The organism is Cellulomonas xylanilytica, assembly GCF_007989805.1.
Taxonomy (GTDB): domain Bacteria; phylum Actinomycetota; class Actinomycetes; order Actinomycetales; family Cellulomonadaceae; genus Cellulomonas; species Cellulomonas xylanilytica.
Genome location: NZ_BJUB01000004.1, coordinates 182,783 through 201,723, shown reverse-complemented (window position 1 = coordinate 201,723; position 18,941 = coordinate 182,783). Strand labels below are relative to the sequence as shown.

Below are 18,941 nucleotides of genomic sequence, written 5' to 3'. Positions count from 1 at the left end.
CCGGACCGAGCCCCGGACCTCAGGTCAGCCGCTCGACCAGCTCCGCCGTGTCCCGCCGGTGCCGGTCGGTGTCGACGTCGTACTCCAGGCACCAGAGCAGCTGGTAGACGGCGGCCCGCTGCGCCCAGCCGTCGCGCTCGGGGACGGCCTCGCGGTAGACGGACCAGAACACGGGGTCCGTCATGTCGTCCCAGAAACCCATCCGGGCCACGTCCGACTCGGCCGGACCCGCCCAGGCCTTGTCCCAGTCGAGCACAGCGACCAGCCGCCAGGAACCGTCCGTGCGGCGCCGGAACAGGAGGTTGGCGTGGTGCAGGTCGTCGTGCGTGAGCGTCGGCCGTCCCACCGGCCCGTCGAACAGGGACGCGTGCCGCGCCAGCACGTCCTGGGCGAGCACCCGCTGCCGCCCCGGCGGGATCCGTGCGGTGATGCGGTCGCCCAGGGCGTCGAGCAGGCTCGCGGTGGGCGGTCCGCCGAGGACCCCGTACGACGCCGGCCGCACGGACTGCAGCGCGAGCACCGCACGGGCGATGTCCGTGGACGCCGCTGCCCGGCCCACGGGGTCGAGTGCCGGGCGGACCGCACGCCACTGCACGCCGTCGACGTGCTCGTGGAGCAGGTACTGGACCGCCGGGAGCTCCGGGTCGGCACCGGCCGCCACCACGCCGGCGACGGGAACCCCGGCGTGGTCGGCGAGCCTCTGGGCGGCCGCGGACCGCGCGTAGTCCAGCCCGGGCCGGGCGGAGGCGGCGGCCACCTTCAGGACGAGGCGCGTGGCGCCGCCGCGGACCAGGAGCACCGCGTGCGCGGAGGTCGACCCGAGCACCTCGACCTGCGCCCGCCCGGCGTGGCGGGTCGCGATCTCGCGCCCGAGCCGGAGCCACCCGTCCGCCCCGGTCACGTCACCTCGGGGCGTCGACGCTGCTGGCCAGCGCCTTCTCCACCGCCGGCAGGAAGTCGCCGAGGTCGTCGGGGGTGCGCGACGTGACCAGCGTGAACGGTCCGGAGTCGTCGACCGAGACCGACTGGTCCACCCAGGTGGCTCCCGCGTTGCGCAGGTCGGTCTGCAGCGACGGGTAGGAGGTCACGGTCCGGCCCTCGACGACGCCGGCCTCGACCAGCGCCCAGGGGCCGTGGCAGATCGCCGCGACCGGCCGGCCCGACGAGGCGAAGGTGCGGACGGTGTCGACCGCGCCGCTCTGGAGGCGCAGCGCGTCCGCGTTGATGGTGCCGCCGGGGACCAGGAGCAGGTCGAAGTCCGAGCCCGCGTCCTCGTACGTCGTGTCCGGCTGCACGACCCGTCCCGGGTCCTTGTCGTCGACCAGCGTCTGGACGGGGTCCGTCGACACGGACGCGACGACGACGGTCGCCCCGCGCTCGCGCAGGTGCTCGACCGGAACGACGAGCTCGTCCTGCTCGACGCCGTAGCTGGTCACGATCACGAGGACGCGGTATCCGCTCAGGGTCGTCTCGCTCATGGGGGGTCCTTCCGGCTGTGTGTCGACCGCTGCTCGCGGTCAGCGCGGCTGCCTCACGCGGGTCTCCGACGCTACGCCGAGGGCCCTCGTGCCGCGCGTCAGGGCGCCCGTTCGCCGCACGCGAACACGTCCTCCGCACCACTGGCACTCGCACTCTGAGAGTGCTAATTCTTTGTCCTGTAGCCAGTCCGGCCAGGGGCCGGGCAGGACCCGAGGCCCGGATGGTCCGGCGCCTCGCAGTGAAGGAGGTGACGGTCATGGCTACCCGCTTCGACCCGTTCCAGGAGTTCGACCGCCTGTTCGCGCAGGTCGCGTCCGCCGAACGGGCATCGGCGACGATGCCGATGGACCTGTACCGCTCCGGCGACCACTACGTGCTGCACGTCGACCTCCCGGGAGCGGACCCCGGCACCATCGACGTGAACGTCGAGGACCGCACGCTCACCATCCGGGCGCAGCGCACCGCGCGCACCGAGCAGGACGTCCAGTGGCTGGCCAAGGAACGGCCCGTCGGGACCTACGCACGACAGCTGACGGTGGGCCGCGGGCTCGCCCTCGACGCCATCTCCGCCACCTACGCCGACGGTGTCCTCACGCTGAGCATCCCGGTCGCCGAGGAGGCCAAGCCGCGTCGCATCGAGGTCCAGCACGTCGCCGACGCCAACCAGATCACGTCCGAGGCGAACGCCGACGCCTGACGGGCTCGGACGCCGGTGGGGGCGCGACCGGTGCGAGAGCACCGTCGGGAGACCCGGGACGCCTTGTGCGGGCGAGCCGACCCCCGCACCCCCACCGCCGGTCCACGAGCACGTCGGCGTGCGCCCCTGGCGCTCGGGACCGACCATGGAGACCGGCGTCGGGCACCGTGCGCCGATGACCGACCGACCGCCGGAGGAACCATGTGGGCTCTGCTCTTTCGACGTGTACGCGTGATGATCCTCGTCATCGTGCTGCTGCCCGTGGTGGCGTCCGTCGCCCGCCGTCTCGCTGAGCGGGTCGAGCGCCGGCAGGAGGGCCAGACTCTCGGCTCGCGCGGCCTCCGGGTCGTCGAGTCGTCGGCGCGGAGGGCTCGCTCCATGCTGCGGTGAGGCAGACCGAGGCCCGACCGTGAACATGACTGCGGCGCCCCACCCGTGTGGAGGGGCGCCGCAGTCGTGCTGTCAGCGCTGGGCGCGGCCCCCGATCTGCAGGGTGCCGGTCAGCCGGTCGTCGGTCGACGACGAGCCGACGAACACCGGGATCTCACCCCGCGGCGTGCGCCAGCGGTCCCGGTCGACGTCCCAGTAGGAGACCGACTCGGGGCTGATCGGCACGGTGACCTGCCGGCGCTCGCCCGGCTGCAGCGTCACGGTCGCCCAGCCGGCCAGCACCTTCGGTGCGCTCTGCACCTGCCGGGTGGGCAGGTTGCCGACGTACACCTGGACCGTCTCGGTGCCGGCCAGGGCGCCGGTGTTCCGGACGGCGACCTTGACCTGGAGCGCACCGTTCGCGGCCGGTGCCGTCCGCAGGTTGCGGTAGTCGTACGTGGTGTACGACAGCCCGTGCCCGAACGGGTACTGGGGCGTGATGTCGAACTCCTCGTACCCGCGGTAGCCCACGTAGATGCCCTCGGTGAAGAGCTGGTCGAGCCCGGCGCCCGGGTACTGCTCGGGCGTGCTCACCGGGGTGCTGTCCTCGTCGACGGGCAGCGTGATCGGCAGCCTGCCGGACGGGTTGACGTCGCCGAACAGGATGCGGGCGAGCGCGTTGCCCTGCTCCTGCCCGCCGAACCACGAGTGGATGATCGCCGGCACGCCGGTCTCCCAGTCGGAGGTCTGCACGGCGCCGCCGGCGGCCAGCACGACGATCGTGCGCGGGTTGGCCGCCGCCACCTGCCGGACGAGCTCGGCCTGGCCGTTCGGCAGGTCGAGGTCGGGCTTGTCCCCGCCCTCGCTGGAGTAGTCGCGGACGACGACCACGGCGGCCTGCGACGAGCGCGCGAGGTCGGCAGCGGCGAGCGCCTGCGGTGCGACGACGCCCTCCGGGGTGGTCCAGCCGAGCTGGAACACGGCACCCGCGTCGGTGCCGCCCGGGCCGTTGTTGACGTACTCGACGGTCAGCTCGCGCGGGACGCCGGCGACGAGCTCGACGTCGGCGGTCGTCGTCGACACGTCACCGGTCGGCGTCGCGGCGAGGACCTCGACGTCGTCGAGCGTGACGGTCGCGCTGCCGGTCGTCGTGACGGCGAGGCTGTACGTCCCGTCGACCGGGGCGGTGAGCGTCCCGGTCCAGCGGATGGACCCGGCCATGTCCCGCGTCTGCAGGGGGAAGTGCGGCGACTGCGCGTTGAACCCCTCGAACAGGAAGAACCCCGCATTGATGGCCGCGTACGGGTCGGTGCGGTCTCCGAGCACCTCACCGGTGAAGCCGAGGTCGGAGAAGTACTCCGCCCGCAGGCCCCGTTCCGTCCCGCTGGACAGGAAGTCCGACGGGATCGGGTCCGGGCCGGGGATGAGGGCCGCCGACGTGACGGGGTCGGCTCCGGCGACGTGCCGGACGAGCACACCGGCGCCGGCGCGCGCCTGGATGCCCTCCAGCGGGCTCACCGTGTACGTGGGCCTGACCAGCGAGCTGCCGCCACCGGCGACGACGGTGTCGGCGTCCGCGCCGATCACGGCGATGGACCCGACGGTGCTCTGCAGGGGCAGCGCCGACGCGTCGTTCTTCAGCAGCACCGCCGACCGCTCGGCCACCTGCCGCGCGAACGCACCGTGCTCCGCCTCGGGCAGTGCCGAGACGACGGGCGGGTTGTCGAACAGCCCGAGCGCGAACATGGGCCGCAGGATCCGCAGGACCGCGTCGTCGATCCGGGAGACCGGCACCTGCCCGGCGCGGACGGCGTCGAGGAGCGGTCCGCAGAAGAAGCACGTGCCCGGGCCGGTCTGCGGGGTGGTGTTGCCCGGCATCTCCTGGTCCATGCCGCCGAGGATCGCCTGGACGGTGCTGTGCGTGGCGCCGTAGTCGCTCATCACCCAGCCCTCGAAGTCGAGCTGCGCCTTGAGGATCTGGTTGAGCAGCTCGTCGCTCTCGCACGCGTACACGCCGTTCACCTTGTTGAACGCGCACATCGCTGAGCCCGGCCGGCCCTGCTCGACGCCGATCGCGAACGGGCGCGTGTAGATCTCCTGCAACGCCCGCTCGTCGACCACGGCGTTCCCGCCGCTGAGCCGGTTCACCTCCTGCGTGTACACGTTGTAGTGCTTGATGTCCGCGACCACGGGGTGCGACTGGATGCCCCGGATCTCGGCCGCGGCGACCGTCCCGGACAGCAGCGGGTCCTCGCCGAGCGCCTCGAACGCGCGCCCGGCCTGCGCCACGCGGGCGATGTCGACCGCGGGGGAGAGCAGGACGTTGTGACCGGTCCGGAAGGCCTCGTCGCCGGCCACCTGCCCGTACTGCTCCGCGAGCGCGGTGTCCCACGTGGCGGCCAGCGCGATCGGGGCAGGGAGCTGGGTGGCTTCCTGGTCGTTGACGTCGGGGTTCGCGATGCGCACCCCGGCGGGCCCGTCCGCCATGGTCAGGGCGGGGATGCCGAGGCGCTCGATCGGGCCGTTGTAGAAGCCGTAGTAGTTGTTGAGCTCGCCGTGCAGCATGTCGACCTTCTCGTCGAGGGTCATCTGCCGCAGCAGCGCCCGCGCGCGCCGGGTGTCGGGGCTGGACTCGTCCCACCACCACTGCGACGGCAGCGACTGCACCTCGGCGTCCTGCAGTCGTTGGGTGACGGCCGCCTCGCCGTCGGGATCGTCCGGGGCAGCCGACGCGGCGCCGGCAGGGACGGCGAGCGCGAGAGCGCAGAGCGCGACGAGCGCGGACGCGTGCGCGGAACGGGACCGCGCGAGAGGACGACGAGAACGCATGGGACACCCCCTAGCAGTGCAGAGGTGCCTGTGGGCGTCGTTGCCGTTCGGCGGTCCCCTGCCGAACGGCCCAGTCTTCACCCGCTCGGCAGGGCCGCAAGCCCGGCGGATCACAGGGCGGACACCGGTCCCACGCTGTGTCACGGCCGCCGGTCGGCGACCCTCTCAGGACGGTGGGGGGACCACCGTGAGATCCGGGCCGGGGTGCACGAGCGTCTCGTGCCCGTCGTCGAACCGCACGACGTAGGGACCGTCCGGTCCCCGCGCCTCGATCACCGTCCCGCCGCGGTCCGACGTCCCGACCGTCCGGCCGTGGATGACGACCCTGTCACCGACCTCTGCGTGCATCGTCGATCACCTCACCGCCCAGGCTAGAACGCCTCCCTGTGGTGGTGTCCACCGCCCGCGACCACTATGGACTCGTCGGTTCCGAGCGAGGAGAGGCCATCACCATGAGCGTGTACCGCGTGATCGACGTCATCGGGACGAGCACCACGTCGTGGGAGGCGGCTGCCGCGGAGGCGATCACCACGGCCGGCGGGTCGCTGCACGACCTGCGGGTGGCGGAGGTCACCAAGCAGGACGTCGTCGTCGGGGAGGCGGGGGACCTGCTGTACCGGACCCGGCTCCAGCTGTCGTTCAAGTACAAGCCCGAGTAGGCCTGCCCCGACCGCCCGCTACACGTACTCGTTCCGGCGCAGCCAGCGCATCGCGGCCGCCCCCCAGATGGGGGGCACGTAGAACGTGACGAGTCGGTACGTGATGGCCGTCGAGACCGCGATCGCGCTGGGCACCCCGATGGCCTGCAGGCCGATGGTGAAGCCGGCCTCCGTGACGCCCATGCCACCCGGTACGGGCATGAGCCCGGAGAACAGCGCCACCGCGGTGTTGATGAGGACGAGCTGCGAGAAGTGGGCGGTCTGCCCGAACGCCTGCAGGCACAGGGCCAGGACACCCGCCTGGAGCAGCTGTGCACCGAGGTTCCCGCCGAGCATGGCGCACACCTTTCCCGGTCGGCGCAGCACGCCGAGCGCGGACTGGGCCGAGCGCGCCTGCTCGCTGATCGCGGCGCGGATCGCGGGGATGCGCGCGGTCACGCGGTGACGCAGCCGGGGGACGACGAGCGTGACGACGACCGCCAGGACGGCGACCGCGAGCAGCACGACGAGGAGCGAGGGGCTGGTCGAGCCGGACCCGTCGGTGCTCGACCCGCTGGCCAGGCTCGAGGTGAAGCCGGGCAACCCGCTGACGAGGATCAGCAGGATGAGCCCTGCCTGCACGACGAACCCCGACACGCCGTCGATCAGACCGAAGGACAGGGCCGACCCGGGCGGGATGCCGAACTTCTGGAAGAAGCGGACCTCGAGCGCCAGCCGTGCGGCGGTGGCCGGGAGCACCAGCGAGATGAACTGGATCGCGTACTGCAGCATCAGCACCGGGACGTAGCGCAGCCGGGCGAGCGCCGCGCCGAGGGTGGCGCCGGCCATCGACGCCTGGATGAACGGCGAGAGCAGGAGCGCCGCGACCAGCCACGCCCAGTCGGCGGACGCGAGCGCGGAGGCGACGCTGGCCAGGTCGACACCGGCGAGCAGGGTGACGAGCACGTAGACGAGCAGCGCCGTCACCAGGAGGGACCCGACCGACCTCGGCGTCACGCGGCGGAGGCGCTCGAGCGGAGGCTCCTCGACGCCCGCGACGGCGACGGCGGCCGAGCGCAGCTCGTCGAGGGTCCAGGTTGCCGCGCGGACGTCGGCGCGCGTCCCGCGTCCGAGCGCGGCGGGCTGCAGGTAGGGCAGGAGGTCGGCGAGGCCGTCCGCCCCGATCGCGTGGACGGCCGCGGCGAGCGCCCGGTCGGGTCCGACGACGAGGGCGGTGCAGACGAGGAGCCGCACCTGGTCGGTGCGCACGTCGCGCTCGTCGGACGCCCGCCCGGCGGCGTCGAAGTCGGCCAGCGCGGGGCTGCCGTCGAGCCGGACGACGACCCGGCTGCTGTCGATGCGCCCGTGGGCGATCCCGGCGCCGTTCAGCGTGACGAGGGCCTGCCACGTCCGCGCGAGCAGGTCGTCGTCCAGCGCGTCGGCGTCGAGGTCGCGCAGCGACGCGCGAGGGCTCGTCGTCACGAGCAGGGCGTCGCCCTGGTCCGCCACGCCGACCGCGACGACGTCGAGGGTCGGCACGCTCGCCTGCGACGCGAGCAGCGTGAAGAGCGCCTCGTGCTCGACCCGCGAGCGGCGGGTGCCCCAGAGCTGGGCGCGCTCGCCGCGGCGCGTCATCGCGGTCCACAGCGAGCCCACGAGCTGGCTGTCCCACGCGTCGCGCCCGTACACCGTGACGCGCAGGTCCTCGCCCTGCTCCGTGCGGGCGAGCAGCAGGTCCACGGCCGTCGGGTCGCCCGCCCCGGACACCTCCGTCGTCGGCACGCCGAGGTCGGCGAGCGCGACCCCGACCTGTGCGTCGGTGAGGCGCCCCTGCGGCGACCCCAGGACGAGGTGGGTGATGGCCGCGGCCGCGATCCCGACGGCGATCGCGGCGCTCGCCCCGATGAGGTTGGTCGCGTTCAGGCCGATGGCCGCGACGGCGCCCAGGCCGATGACGAGCCGGCTCGCGTACCGCCACGGCCGTGCGAGGTGCGGCGAGGCCGTGACGATGATCGCCGTGAGGATGGCGACCCGGCTGGCCACGTAGACGACCGGGGGACCCGACGACACCATGCCCTCGACGATGGCGGACGGGTGGGTCCCCGCGAGGGCGCCGACCCCGACGGCGGCGGCGAAGGCGAGGACGGAGGCGGTCGCCTGGTCGACGAGCAGCCTGCGCCGGCCCCGGCTCGCCGCGGCCAGCAGGACGACGCCCACCGCCCACAGCGTCATCACGGCGTACACCACGCTCCACAGCCAGCCGAACAGCGGCTGGAGCCACGCCAGCAGCGTGTCCAGCGCGTCGTCCGCACCGGACGGGCCGGGCGCCGCCAGCGCGAGCAGCCCGAGGGCGAGGATCGAGACGACGAGCAGGAGGATGTCGGTCGGACGGCGCAGCCGCGGGGCGCCCGCCGCCGAGGACCAGACGCGGACGAGTCCGTGCAGTCGCGTGCGGGCCTGGTCCGCTCGGTCGGCCATCGAGCCTCCTGGGCACAACGACGAAGGGGAGCTGACGCCTACGGAGGTCAGCACCGTGCGGACCTGCGGTGAGCGTACCGCCCCCCTGACCAGCGAGTTCGTGATTCGGCGACGAGTTGCGCGCCCGCGTTCGCGCCGTCCTGCTCCCGGACCGGGTCCCGAAGGAGGGACGAGGAGCGGCTCGACGTCGTCGAGACGCGTCCAGGTCGGTCCGCCGTCCAGCAGCGTCGAGGGCCCCGCCGCTGGTCTGCCCGTTCGCGCCGGAGGGAGGGCGAGATGTCCCGATCTGTGCCGGTGCGGGAGCACAGTGGACGGCATCCGGACGGTGCGCGTCGACGAGCACGCGTCCGTCCGGGTCCGGGGTATCACGCCGCCCACGTCCGCGCTCTTCCTCTCGGGCGGGTCACCGGTCCGGACGACGGGTGGCGGAACGCTGGTGCGGGGCAGCGAGCAGGTGGCGCGGTCGGTCGGGGGGATCGGGCCGTCCGTGCGACGGCGCGACGCGTAGGCCCTCGGGCCGGAGTAGGACGGGGGCGCTCGGTGGATCAGGTCGTACGGCCGCGCATCACCCTGCTCGGCGACTTCCGGCTCCAGGTGGGGGACCGGTCCGTGGAGCTGGGGACGGCGTGCCGGCGGGTCGTCGCGCTGATCTGCCTGCGCGGCGCAGTCCCGCGTGCCCGTGCGGCGGGCACGCTGTGGCCGGAGGTCACCGAGCAGCGCGCGGGTGCCAACCTGCGGACCGCGCTGTGGCGCGTCGGGCTGGCGGCGGACGGGGTGCTGCGCACCGATCGCGGCTGGATCGACGTCGCGCCGGAGGTCACCGTGGACGTGCGCGAGCTCACGGTCCGTGCCCTGGCCGAGCGGGCCGGGAGCGACGACGTCGCCGCGATGTCGCAGCTCGCCGACGCGGACCTGCTGCCCGACTGGGACGACGAGTGGGTGGCGCCCGACCGGGAGCGGGTCCGCCAGCTGCGGCTGCACCTGCTCGAGTCGGTGGCCCGCCGGCTCGCCGACCAGTCCCGGTTCGCGGCCGCGGTCGACGTGGCGCTCACCGCGCTGCGCGCCGACCCCATGCGCGAGAGCGCCCACCGGACGGTGATCGCGGTGCACCTGGCTGAGGGGAACGTCGCGGAGGCCCGTCGCGCCTTCGACGTGTGCCGCACCCTCCTGCGGCGCGAGCTCGGGATCGAGCCGTCGGCGCGGACCGCGGGGCTGCTGCTGCGGCCCGCGACGGGGTTGCTCAGCCGAGCGTGAAGGCGATGGTCAGCACGGCCGACGCACCGGGTGTGCCGACCGTGACCGCCATGGTGACGGGTCCGGCCGGCGTCCCCGCGGGGAACGACACCCGGAATGCCGCACCGCCCGTGCCGAGGAACACTGCGGCGTCCGGCGCGTCGACGCGCGTCACCGGGTCGGGAGCGGTGGGCGCGGGCGGCACCCCGTTGACGCTCGTCACGACGGGCGGGGAGACCACGGGCGCCGGGACCAGGACGAACGCCTCGGCACCCGGGGCCAGCGTGGTGACGACGCCGGCGTCGGGCCGTGGCGCGTCGCGCACCGGCAGCGTCGCGACCACCTCGACCGCGAGCCTTCGGACGGGGACGTCGAGCTCGCGGGCCAGGTGCATCCCCGCGAACGCGAGCCCGCCGGTGTAGCTGCCTGCGGTGACCGCGTAGTGCCGGCTGACCTCCACGGGGACGGGTGCGGTGGTCTGCGCGAGGGCGGAGACCCGGGCGCCCGTGACGGTCACCGCACCGGCCGGGTCGAGCACGGCGACGCGGTAGGTGCGCGGGATCCCGGGAGCCACGACGACGTCGACCACCTGGAACGGGACCAGAGTCACGAGGTCGCTCGTGCCGGGGGCGGAGTCGTCGACCGCGCGGCCCGCGACGGTCACCGTCACGTCGTCGACCACCAGGTCGAACCACAAGGTCTGCAGCTCGGCGGCGTCGGCCTCGACCGAGTCCTGACCGCTCTGGATGCCGTTGATCGTGGTGACCCGGTGCGCGCCCGGACGCGTGAAGGACGCGTAGATGCTCTCGTTGCGCTGCAGCCGGGCTCCGACCGGCACCTCGCCGAGCGCGGACGCGCGGAACCCGAGGACGTCCGCCGTGGCGGCGCCGTTCGTGGCGAGGGCACGCGGGTCGGCGGCACGGTCCGACAGCGGGCTCGCGACGAAGGTGCCGGGGTCCGGCGTCGCCGGGTCGACGCGGGTGTCTCCGTTGGGTGCGGTGGCGGCTCCGGACGACGCGCGGGTCGGCATGACACGCAGGTTGCGCGCGAAGTGCACCCCGGGTGCGTCGAGCCGGCCCCGGACCACGAACGTGCGCGAGCGGTCGCCCGGTGTGAACCGGTAGCGCAGCACGTCGCCGACCGTCGTACGCGCCTGCGCGTACGTGTCCGCGTCGTGCGTCACCTCTCCGGTCAGCCGGCCGAGCGGCGAGTAGACGTCGCCGGACTCGCTCGACGCCTCCTGCTCGATCGGCGCCTCGTGCTCCTTCTGCAGGCCGAACAGCCGTTTCCACCACACGTAGCCGAACGGCAGCAGCGAGAAGTTCTGGGTGCCCAGCAGCCAGCGCATGACGCGCAGCAGCCAGCGGGTCCAGTCGCCCGGCGCGACGGCTGGCTCCACCTGCCCGTACGGGTCGAAGACCCACTTCATCCACCCCATGCCCATCTCGACCATGGCGGTGGAGTCGGCGTTGCCCAGGGGGTCGCTCGCACCGACGCGGGCGATGCGCACGGAGACCTCGTCGCCGGTGAGGGTGACGGCGTCGGCCAGCTGGACGCGCGGCCCGTCGACCGCGAGGACGTCCGTCTTGCGGGGGGCGTTCGAGCGGTACCGCACGACCACCCGGTCCTCGGGCTCGAGGCCGTGGCCCGCGCCGAGGTCGACGACGAACGGGTTCGTCGCGTCCACGGTGCCGGCCGTGTACGAGTACCAGTCGAACGCGCTCTCGGGCTCGTGCGAGTCGTAGCCACCGACGCGCACGCCGCCCGTGAACGGCACGTTCTCGGTGAGCGTGAGGACGGTGCCCGCCTTGGTGGCCGACCGGATGACGGTGTCCTCACCCTGGCGGACGGTCACGCGCCCGCTCGCGGGCAGCTTCTCGGCGTCGGCGGCCGCCGTGAGCGTGAGCGACCCCCCGCCCGCCCCGACGGTGGCAGCGAAGAGGTCGCCCGTGCCCACCATCGCGCGGCCGAGCCCGTAGAACGCCTTGCCGACGAGCCAGAAGATGCCGCCCCAGGTGGAGCCGGCGACGAGGTTGACCAGCCCGCCGTGCGTGAGGGCGTCCATGATCGCGATCGACACGTCCCAGCCCGCCGAGCGCTGCTTCTTGCGCGTGGCCACCCTTCCGGTCGGCAGCGTCCCGGACGGCACGCGCACCTGGAACACGTCCCCCGCCACCGACGCCACGGTCGTCTCGACGATCCGGGCGCCCTGCACCACCTGCAGCGTGTCGCCCGCCGCGATCGCGACGCCGGCACGCTGCGGGATGGTCACGGCCCACGTGCTGCCGGTCCCCGTGGCGACGGTCGCGTCGAGGAACTGCGAGAACTCCGGCAGCTCGGTGTCGCTCGTCAGGATCGCGGGCAGCTCGAGGACGATCATCGGGAACGCGTTGAACCACAGCGGACCCCACCGCGCGTACTGCACGGTGTGCGTGAGCTCGTGGTTGGTCAGCGACTGGCTGCGGTCGATCTCGGTGGTCTCCTCGTCCGGGACCAGCAGCGTCCCCGGCCCCAGCGTCACGGTCCGGGCGTCGCCCACGGGCTCGAGAGCGACCACGAGGATGTCCCGGTCCGCGGCAGTCGCCAGCGTCAGCGTGGTGCCCGGCGGAGCCTCGGCGAGCAGGACGCCGCCGTCGCGGGCCAGGGCGGTGAGGAGCTCCGCCCCGTCGTGGGTGAACGTCGCGACCGAGACGCCCGTGGCGGTGACCGGGGTGGAGAACGTCACCTGCGAGACGGCCGCGGCCGCCGTGATCGTCGCGGGGTGCGTCACGGCGCCGTCGACGATGCCGACGACGGTCCCGGGGACGTCCAGGTGCTCCGAGCTCCACAGCGAGAACGTCGCCGTGCCCGTGGCGCCGGTGCCGTCGCGGGTGCCGTCGACACCCAGGAACGGGCCTCCCGTGCCGGGGTCGGTGACCTCGACCTGGCGCACCGTCACGGCCGTGCCGGCGGCCGGCAGCGCTGCCGTGTCCGTCAGGGTGAGCCGGCCGGCGGACTCCCCGAGCACGCGGTGCCAGGTGTCCGTGCCGCCGGCCCGCACCCTCACCAGGTCGTTCGTCGCCACCCGCAGGAAGGGCGCGGCGACCGCCGCGCCACCGACGGTCACCGCGGCCTGCACGTCGACCGTGCCCCCGGCGGCGACCGTCGCGTCGTACGCGTAGCCGGTGGCGCCCAGCGGGACCAGCCGCAGACCCGTCGCGGCGAGGTCCTGCGCCGGCGTGAAGGACACCTGCGAGCGCAGGGCGCGGATGGTGGAGACCTCCGTCCCGACCTCGACGGGTGCCCCGGCCCGCAGCCCGGCGCGGACCACCGGAGGAGCGAGGTCGACCACCCCGGCGGCGACGTCCACAGCCGTCAGCAGGACCGCCCTCGTCGCGGCCTCGACCTGCGCGAGCATGATCGACGCGCCCTCGAACCGCTCCGGTTGCGGCACGACGATGCCCAGCACGTCGGCGCGGGTGACCGGCGTGATCGCCGGCCCCGTCGTCGTCCACCGCTCGGTGGTCCACGGACCCGTCCCGACGAGGGGACGGTCGACCACGACGACGTCGTGCGCGGGCGCGCCGGGAACCACGCGCACGTGGGAGACGCCACCGCCGTCGACGCGGACGACTACCACCCCGGACGACCCGTCGGGTGCCGAGCCCGCCGTCACCGGCGTGTAGGTGAGCGCGGGGTCGGCCTCCACGGCGTCCGCGCGCGCACCCAGCACCGTGCCGGACACGACCGTGCGGAACGCCGTGGTGCCCGCCGGTGCCGCGACGTCGATCGCGACCGTGCTGCCCGTGGCGGGCCCCTCGACGCGGACGCCGGTCACGGTGCCGCCCTCGAGCACGCCCGTGCTGCCCGGCCCCGGTGGCGGCGCGGCGCCGAAGTCGAGCGTCGTCCCGGCGGCGGTGACGGTCGTCGCCGCGGCGAGGGTGCCTGTCGCGACGGAGAGCGGTGCCGCGGTCCCGGCAGGCAGGGGCCGCTCCAGCGGGAGCCGTGCCTCGAGGCGGGCCACGCGCGCGACCAGGACCTCGCCGGTCGAGGCCGTCAGGCGCAGGAGGTCGCCCGCCGCGTACGTCGTGGTCGTCCCGCGGGCGTCGAGCGAGTCCGCGGGCCCGCCGGCCGGCCGCGGCTCCGAGGACGCGGGCGCGGCGGCCAGCGGGGTCACGCGCAGCGGGGTGCCGGTCAGGGCCAGATTCTCGGCGAGCTGCAGGCGTTCGCCGCCGCCGGAGGCCACCACCGCGACGACGGTCGCCATGGCGAGCGCCGTGCCGTCGTCGACGAGCACGAGCGCGCCCGCCGCCAGCCCGGTCGGTGCGGAGGCCGCCAGGACGGTCCGCACCTCGAAGTCGCCGATCGCGACCGCGCCGGCGCGCAGCTCGGTCAGGGTGCTCTGGACGTCGCGCCGCGTGTCCATGCGCGGGGCATCCAGGTGCAGCCCGCCGGAGGGGAACCACGGCGTCAGGGTGCCGGGTGCCACCGCCTCACCGGGGCCGCCGTGGCGGGACCACGCCGGCAGCGTGCCCGGTAGCCACGGGGCGTCGGTCGGACCGCACGCCAGGAACGACGTCGCGGCACCGGTGGGGGCCAGCGCCAGCACGGTGCCGTAGTGCGTGGGCTCGTAGCGGCCCCGCGGGTCGACGACCTCCCCGCGCTCCAGCAGCGCGAACTCGCTGTCGGGGCTCCAGACGATGTGCTGCGTGGTGAACGCGCGGCCGCCCGTGATCACGTTCATGAAGCCGTCGCGCCGCACCCCGAACGAGCCGAGCCGGTCCGTCGACGACAGGCCCGTCGAGCTGAAGAAGTCGTAGTCGATGCCGCCGCCGACGCCCTTGAAGGGGGCGACGATCAGGCTGAGGAACAGGTTGAACCACCAGTCGATCCCGAAGAACGACAGGATGTTGTTCTGGAACGACCAGGTGAGCGTGGACAGCACGAGGCCCGCGGAGACACCGCCCGTCGGGTCCGAGCGGCCCACGGGGTCGCCCCGGCACACCTCGTAGGCCGACCGCGGCTCCCTCTCGACCGGCAGGGGACCCTCGAAGCCGTCCGGCCGGCGCGGGTCGGCGTCGCCCCCGTCGAGCGGGTCGGGCTCGCAGAACGTGCCCGTCGCCGGGTCCAGCCGCCGCAGCGGCAGGTGCACGAGACCGGCGTGCACGAAGCCGCCGAACAGGCCGGGGACACCGGGATGGGCCAGGAGACCCTCGCCGTAGGCGTCGCGGGGGATCCGGGTGACGCCCCCCGGGCCGACCACGCGCACGGGGGTGCCGGACGGGTCGAGGCTGAACACGGCGGCGGTGGGCGCGCCGAGGGGGCCGTCGATGCGGGCCAGGCAGCGCATCCCGTCCCAGAGGTAGACCGCGCGCACGCCGCCGGAGCCGTCCCGCACCACCCACGTGCGTCCCTCGGCGTCCACGTGGTCCCGCGCGGGCCGGGTCGCGGCGGTCCGGTGGCCGCGCGCGTCGTAGGCCGGTGCCGTCGTGCCCGTCTCGGTGAGGACCGCGCGCACGCGGCCGTCCGGCCCGAGCGCCAGGCGACGTCCGACGCCGGGCCCCCGCACCTCGACCAGTCCGCGGTCGTCGTGCGTGTAGAACCAGCGGTGGGTGGACGGCGCCCGGTCCGCGTGGGAGGCGCCGCCGGGCAGGCACGCCACCACCCGGCCGACCGCGTCCCGGCGCACCTCGACGCCGTCGACGAGGGTGAGGTCGTCCCCGGTCCAGCGGTACTCCTCGGTGAACGACGCCGCGGTGACGGGTCGCACGTCCCGCAGCAGGGAGCCCTCACCGATCCGGTCCGCGACCGTGCAGACGCCGTGCCACGTGCGCACGCCGTCGCGCGCCACCGTCAGGTAGTCGCGGCCCCCGCCGCGCAGCGCGACCAGCACGCCCGAGGACCCGTCGCGCTCGAGCTCGAGGACGCCCGCGCCGGGCAGCACGAGGGTCTCGGTGGCGGTGCCGAGCGCGGGCCCGGTGGGCAGGTCGGTCGTCGTCATGGCGTCACCCCAGGGAGCCCGAGACGGAGACGGACCCGGAAGCCCCGGCGCCCGCGTACCTGATCGACTCCAGCAGGGCGACGAGCTCGTCGCGCACGGCCTCGACCAGCGTGGAGGCGGCGTCGGCGACCTGCGGCGGGATCGCGTCGATGGTCGCGAGCATCCCGTCGACGTCGAGCTCGCGGAGCTCGTCGCCCACCGCGACCAGCTGGGTGCCGACACCTTCGAGCGCGGCGATCGGCAGCAGGTCGGACACCCGGGCGACCTGCGCGGCGACCCCCGACAGGTCGGGCATGAGGCCGGCCGGGTCGAACCCTCGGACGGCTGCCGCGACCTGGGCGATCAGGCCGTCGAGGTCACCGGCGAGCACGGCCGGGTCGTACGCGGCGATCGTCGCGCGGACCACGGCGTGCACCTCGCCCAGCTCGTCGGCCAGCCGGGCGGGGTCCAGCAGGGCCAGCTCCTCGCGCACCACGTCGATCACCGCGAGGTAGCGCTGCGCGAGGGTGCCGGGGTTGAACTCGTCGATGAGCGCCCGGACCCGCGCGACCAGCTCCTGGAGCGCGGCGCCCGCCGCACCGAGGAAGGCGGGCATCGCGGCCACCAGCGACGCGAAGAACGCGTCCAGCTCGAGGGCGAGCGGCTCGGGGTCGAGGGCCGCGAGCAGGCCGTCGACGTCGGCGAGCAGCGCCGACGGCAGTGCAGTCTCGAGCAGGTCCGCGACCGTGTCGAGGTCGTCCGCGACCGTCCCGGTCAGTGCCGACGACAGCCCGCGGGCGCCGGCGGCGACCTGCGCGAGATCTCCCTGCACCGCGCCCAGCAGCGCACCGGGCGACGCCGCCCCGACCAGGTCCACGGAGACCGACACGTCCAGGCCGCCCGCGGTCAGAGCGGCCGAGCCGCGCAGCGCCAGCTGGGCGTCCAGCTGGGCGGCCGCGACGGGCGCGAGTGCGACGTCCAGCGCCCGGTCGATCTCGGCCTGCAGACCGAGCAGCCGGTCGCGGGTCGCCCGCAGCGTCCGTGCCGTGCCGGCCGTCGCCGACTCGAGGCTCGCCAGGACCTCGCCCACGGGTCCGTCGCCGAGGTCGGCCAGCGCCTCGCGCAGCCGGGCCGGCAGGTAGCCGACGAGGCGCACGATGTCGCCGAGGCGCAGGTCGGTCGGGGGAGCGGGCTGCGGGCGGTCGGGGGACGCGTTGGACCCGCCGACCCCGACGGCCCCCAGGGTCGGCTCGACGGCCGCACGCGCCGCCGCCTCGCCCGCCTGCGACGCCACGGTGCCCACGCGGGTGCTGATCACGTCCGGGCTGGGCACCGGGATGGCGCCGGTGATCTGCCGGTACAGGTCGATCGCCGGGGCCAGCAGCACCCGGGGGTGCACCCGGTCCACCGCGCCCACCACCTGGGCGAACACCGCGCTGACCGGCGCCACGAGCTCGGCGACGTGCACCTGCTCGAGCGCCGACGCCGCGTCGTCGAGCACCTCGGTGACGCCGGCGGTCAGCGACGAGATGTCGAGCGAGCCCAGCTCGGCGAGCGCGTCCGCGAGCATCGCGTCGAGGTCCGCGACGAGGTCGGTCGGCACCAGCGACGAGATGGCGTCGCTCACCGCCTGCAGGCCGTCACGCACGGTGGCGCCCACCCCGTCGGGCACCCGGAGCTCGGCGGCGGCCCCCTCGAGCGGCCGGCGGACGGCGTCGTCGAGGTCGATGGACTCCAGCAGCGAGACGAGCTGGTCCACCCCGGCACGCAACGGCTCGGGCAGCTCGGCCGTCGACAGCACCGCGCTGACCTCCTCGCGCAGCTCGCGGAGCTGGGCGGTCACGGCCGCCGCGGCGTCCGTGATCTGGGTGCCACCGACCGCGGCGGCGATCGCCGTCGCCGCCTCCGAGAACGCGCGCAGGCCCGCGACGGCGCGCTCGAGGACGACCTGGGCCTCTCCGGCGACCGCCTCGACCCCCGCCGTGATCTGCCCGAGCGCTCCCTCGAGCGTGTCGAGGAGGTCGCGCACGACCTGCTCGAGCTTGTCCACCGCGGCGGCGACGAGCGCGGCGGGGTCGGCGGCCGCGAGCGTCTGAGCCACCTCCGCGAGCGTCGCGCGCACCGCGACGACGGGGGCGTCGAGGTCGGCGTCGTCGATCGTGCGGGCCAGCCGGGCGATCGCGTCCGAGAGCGCCTGGCGCAGCGGCCGCAGGGGCAGCTCGCGCAGCAGGTCGCGCAGCCAGCCCTTGACCACCTCGACCGAGCCGTCGACCGCGCCCAGGACGATCTCGCGCGCGGCCTGCTCGACCTGGTCCATGAGGTCCCGGGCCGCGTCCATCGCCTGCTGGGCATCCAGGCCGTCGACGAAGCCCCGGGCGTCGGCGACCATCCCGCGCCAGTCGTCGAGCACGTCGAGCGCGCCCTGCTCGACCGTCGACAGGGCGCCGCGCAGCGCGCGCACGGGCGCGGCCAGGTCGCCGACCCGCGTGGTGGACAGGACGCCGGTCGCGGTCCGCAGCGCCGACGCGAGCTGCGCGACCGTCGCGGTGCGCACCTGGTCGAGCGTCGTCAGCGCGGTGCGGACGGCCTCGACGTCGCCGGCGTCGGCGGCCACCCGCAGGCGCCCGAGCGCGACCACGAGCCCGTCGCCGAGCCGCGGGTCGATCCGGACGCGGGCGAGCTGCGCGTCGAGGGTGGTCGACCACGACCGCACCGGGTCGACGACCGACGCGCCGAAGGGCAGCAGGATCTCCATCGCGATCCCGACCAGCGCGCCCGGGTCGGACGGCAGGCCCTGGTCCACCTGCGTGACGAGCGACTGGACGCGCGCGAGACCGCCGGAGACGACGCTCGCGTGGTCGCCCAGGCCGTCGGCGACCTTGCCCAGGGCGGCGCCCGCGTCGAGCGAGCCCGGCAGGCTCAGGCGGAGCGGGTCGCCGGAGAGCGCACCGATGAGGGCCGCGATCACCCGCGCTCCGTCGGCGACCGCGGCGGCGTACTGCGTCACGGGCAGGTCGGTACCGAGCGCGTCCAGCAGCCCGGTGAGGGCCTCCGCGAGAGGCTCGACCAGCGCGGCGGGGTCGTCGACCGCGGCGCGCGCGGTCTGCACGACGGTGCCCAGGTCGCCCAGCACCCCGGCCACGGCACCGTCGCCGAGCAGCGCCTGCAGGTCGTCGGTGTCCAGCGCGACGGCGATGTCGACCTTCGCGTCGAGGATCGACGAGAGGTCCAGGGCGGACAGGTCGTCCAGCAGCGTCAC

At 74.8% G+C, this 18,941-nt stretch carries 11 protein-coding genes; 4 read left to right on the top strand and 7 right to left on the bottom strand.

All coding sequences use genetic code 11. The features are described 5' to 3' along the window. Positions 1–19: 19 nt before the first annotated feature. Both CXY01_RS08035 and CXY01_RS08030 read right to left on the bottom strand, forming a co-directional pair. Positions 20–901, bottom strand: a complete 882-nt coding sequence (locus CXY01_RS08035; RefSeq protein ID WP_146926863.1) for a phosphotransferase family protein — start codon at positions 899–901, stop codon at positions 20–22. Position 902: 1 nt separating this feature from the next. Then, positions 903–1,478 (bottom strand): type 1 glutamine amidotransferase domain-containing protein, encoded by a 576-nt coding sequence (locus CXY01_RS08030; protein WP_146926861.1) that lies wholly within the window; start codon positions 1,476–1,478, stop codon positions 903–905. Positions 1,479–1,735: 257 nt separating this feature from the next. On the opposite strand from CXY01_RS08030, the gene CXY01_RS08025 reads away from it, so the two are divergent. Beyond that, the gene (locus tag CXY01_RS08025) at positions 1,736–2,176 is read left to right on the top strand and encodes an Hsp20/alpha crystallin family protein (RefSeq protein ID WP_146926860.1); all 441 of its coding nucleotides are present in this window, start codon (positions 1,736–1,738) and stop codon (positions 2,174–2,176) included. Between the two features lie 231 nt (positions 2,177–2,407). After that, a complete protein-coding gene (locus CXY01_RS08020; RefSeq protein ID WP_246125181.1) occupies positions 2,408–2,566 on the top strand; it encodes a hypothetical protein in 159 nt (52 codons plus the stop codon). Between the two features lie 72 nt (positions 2,567–2,638). Here the strand turns inward: CXY01_RS08020 and CXY01_RS08015 are convergent, their stop codons facing one another. After that, positions 2,639–5,374, bottom strand: a complete 2,736-nt coding sequence (locus CXY01_RS08015; protein ID WP_146926856.1) for a beta-glucosidase H — start codon at positions 5,372–5,374, stop codon at positions 2,639–2,641. Between the two features lie 165 nt (positions 5,375–5,539). Then, on the bottom strand, positions 5,540–5,722 hold the full coding sequence (locus tag CXY01_RS08010) for a DUF1918 domain-containing protein (protein WP_146926853.1): 183 nt from the start codon (positions 5,720–5,722) through the stop codon (positions 5,540–5,542). A 104-nt stretch (positions 5,723–5,826) separates the two neighbouring features. On the opposite strand from CXY01_RS08010, the gene CXY01_RS08005 reads away from it, so the two are divergent. Then, a complete protein-coding gene (locus tag CXY01_RS08005; RefSeq protein WP_146926851.1) occupies positions 5,827–6,033 on the top strand; it encodes a dodecin domain-containing protein in 207 nt (68 codons plus the stop codon). 18 nt (positions 6,034–6,051) lie between these two features. Here the strand turns inward: CXY01_RS08005 and CXY01_RS08000 are convergent, their stop codons facing one another. Then, positions 6,052–8,490 carry a lysylphosphatidylglycerol synthase transmembrane domain-containing protein gene (locus CXY01_RS08000; RefSeq protein ID WP_146926849.1) on the bottom strand — a complete coding sequence of 813 codons (2,439 nt, stop codon included), beginning with the start codon at positions 8,488–8,490 and terminating at the stop codon, positions 6,052–6,054. A 540-nt stretch (positions 8,491–9,030) separates the two neighbouring features. Here CXY01_RS08000 and CXY01_RS07995 point away from each other — a divergent pair. After that, positions 9,031–9,744 carry an AfsR/SARP family transcriptional regulator gene (locus CXY01_RS07995; RefSeq protein ID WP_146926847.1) on the top strand — a complete coding sequence of 238 codons (714 nt, stop codon included), beginning with the start codon at positions 9,031–9,033 and terminating at the stop codon, positions 9,742–9,744. On the opposite strand, the gene CXY01_RS07990 is transcribed toward CXY01_RS07995, so the two are convergent. Both CXY01_RS07990 and CXY01_RS07985 read right to left on the bottom strand, forming a co-directional pair. Further along, on the bottom strand, positions 9,731–15,703 hold the full coding sequence (locus CXY01_RS07990; RefSeq protein WP_146926845.1) for an RHS repeat-associated core domain-containing protein: 5,973 nt from the start codon (positions 15,701–15,703) through the stop codon (positions 9,731–9,733). The genes CXY01_RS07995 and CXY01_RS07990 overlap by 14 nt on opposite strands. Positions 15,704–15,707: 4 nt before the next feature. Then, on the bottom strand, positions 15,708–18,941 hold the full coding sequence (locus tag CXY01_RS07985) for a hypothetical protein (RefSeq protein WP_146926843.1): 3,234 nt from the start codon (positions 18,939–18,941) through the stop codon (positions 15,708–15,710).

Excerpts from the sequence above, each read along its gene's own strand:
- CXY01_RS08015 (WP_146926856.1), bottom strand. The coding sequence starts at position 5,374 with ATGCGTTCTCGTCGTCCTCTCGCGCGGTCCCGTTCCGCGCACGCGTCC.
- CXY01_RS08005 (WP_146926851.1), top strand. The coding sequence starts at position 5,827 with ATGAGCGTGTACCGCGTGATCGACGTCATCGGGACGAGCACCACGTCG.
- CXY01_RS08000 (WP_146926849.1), bottom strand. The coding sequence starts at position 8,490 with ATGGCCGACCGAGCGGACCAGGCCCGCACGCGACTGCACGGACTCGTC.
- CXY01_RS07990 (WP_146926845.1), bottom strand. The coding sequence starts at position 15,703 with ATGACGACGACCGACCTGCCCACCGGGCCCGCGCTCGGCACCGCCACC.
- CXY01_RS08010 (WP_146926853.1), bottom strand. The coding sequence starts at position 5,722 with ATGCACGCAGAGGTCGGTGACAGGGTCGTCATCCACGGCCGGACGGTC.
- CXY01_RS08030 (WP_146926861.1), bottom strand. The coding sequence starts at position 1,478 with ATGAGCGAGACGACCCTGAGCGGATACCGCGTCCTCGTGATCGTGACC.
- CXY01_RS08025 (WP_146926860.1), top strand. The coding sequence starts at position 1,736 with ATGGCTACCCGCTTCGACCCGTTCCAGGAGTTCGACCGCCTGTTCGCG.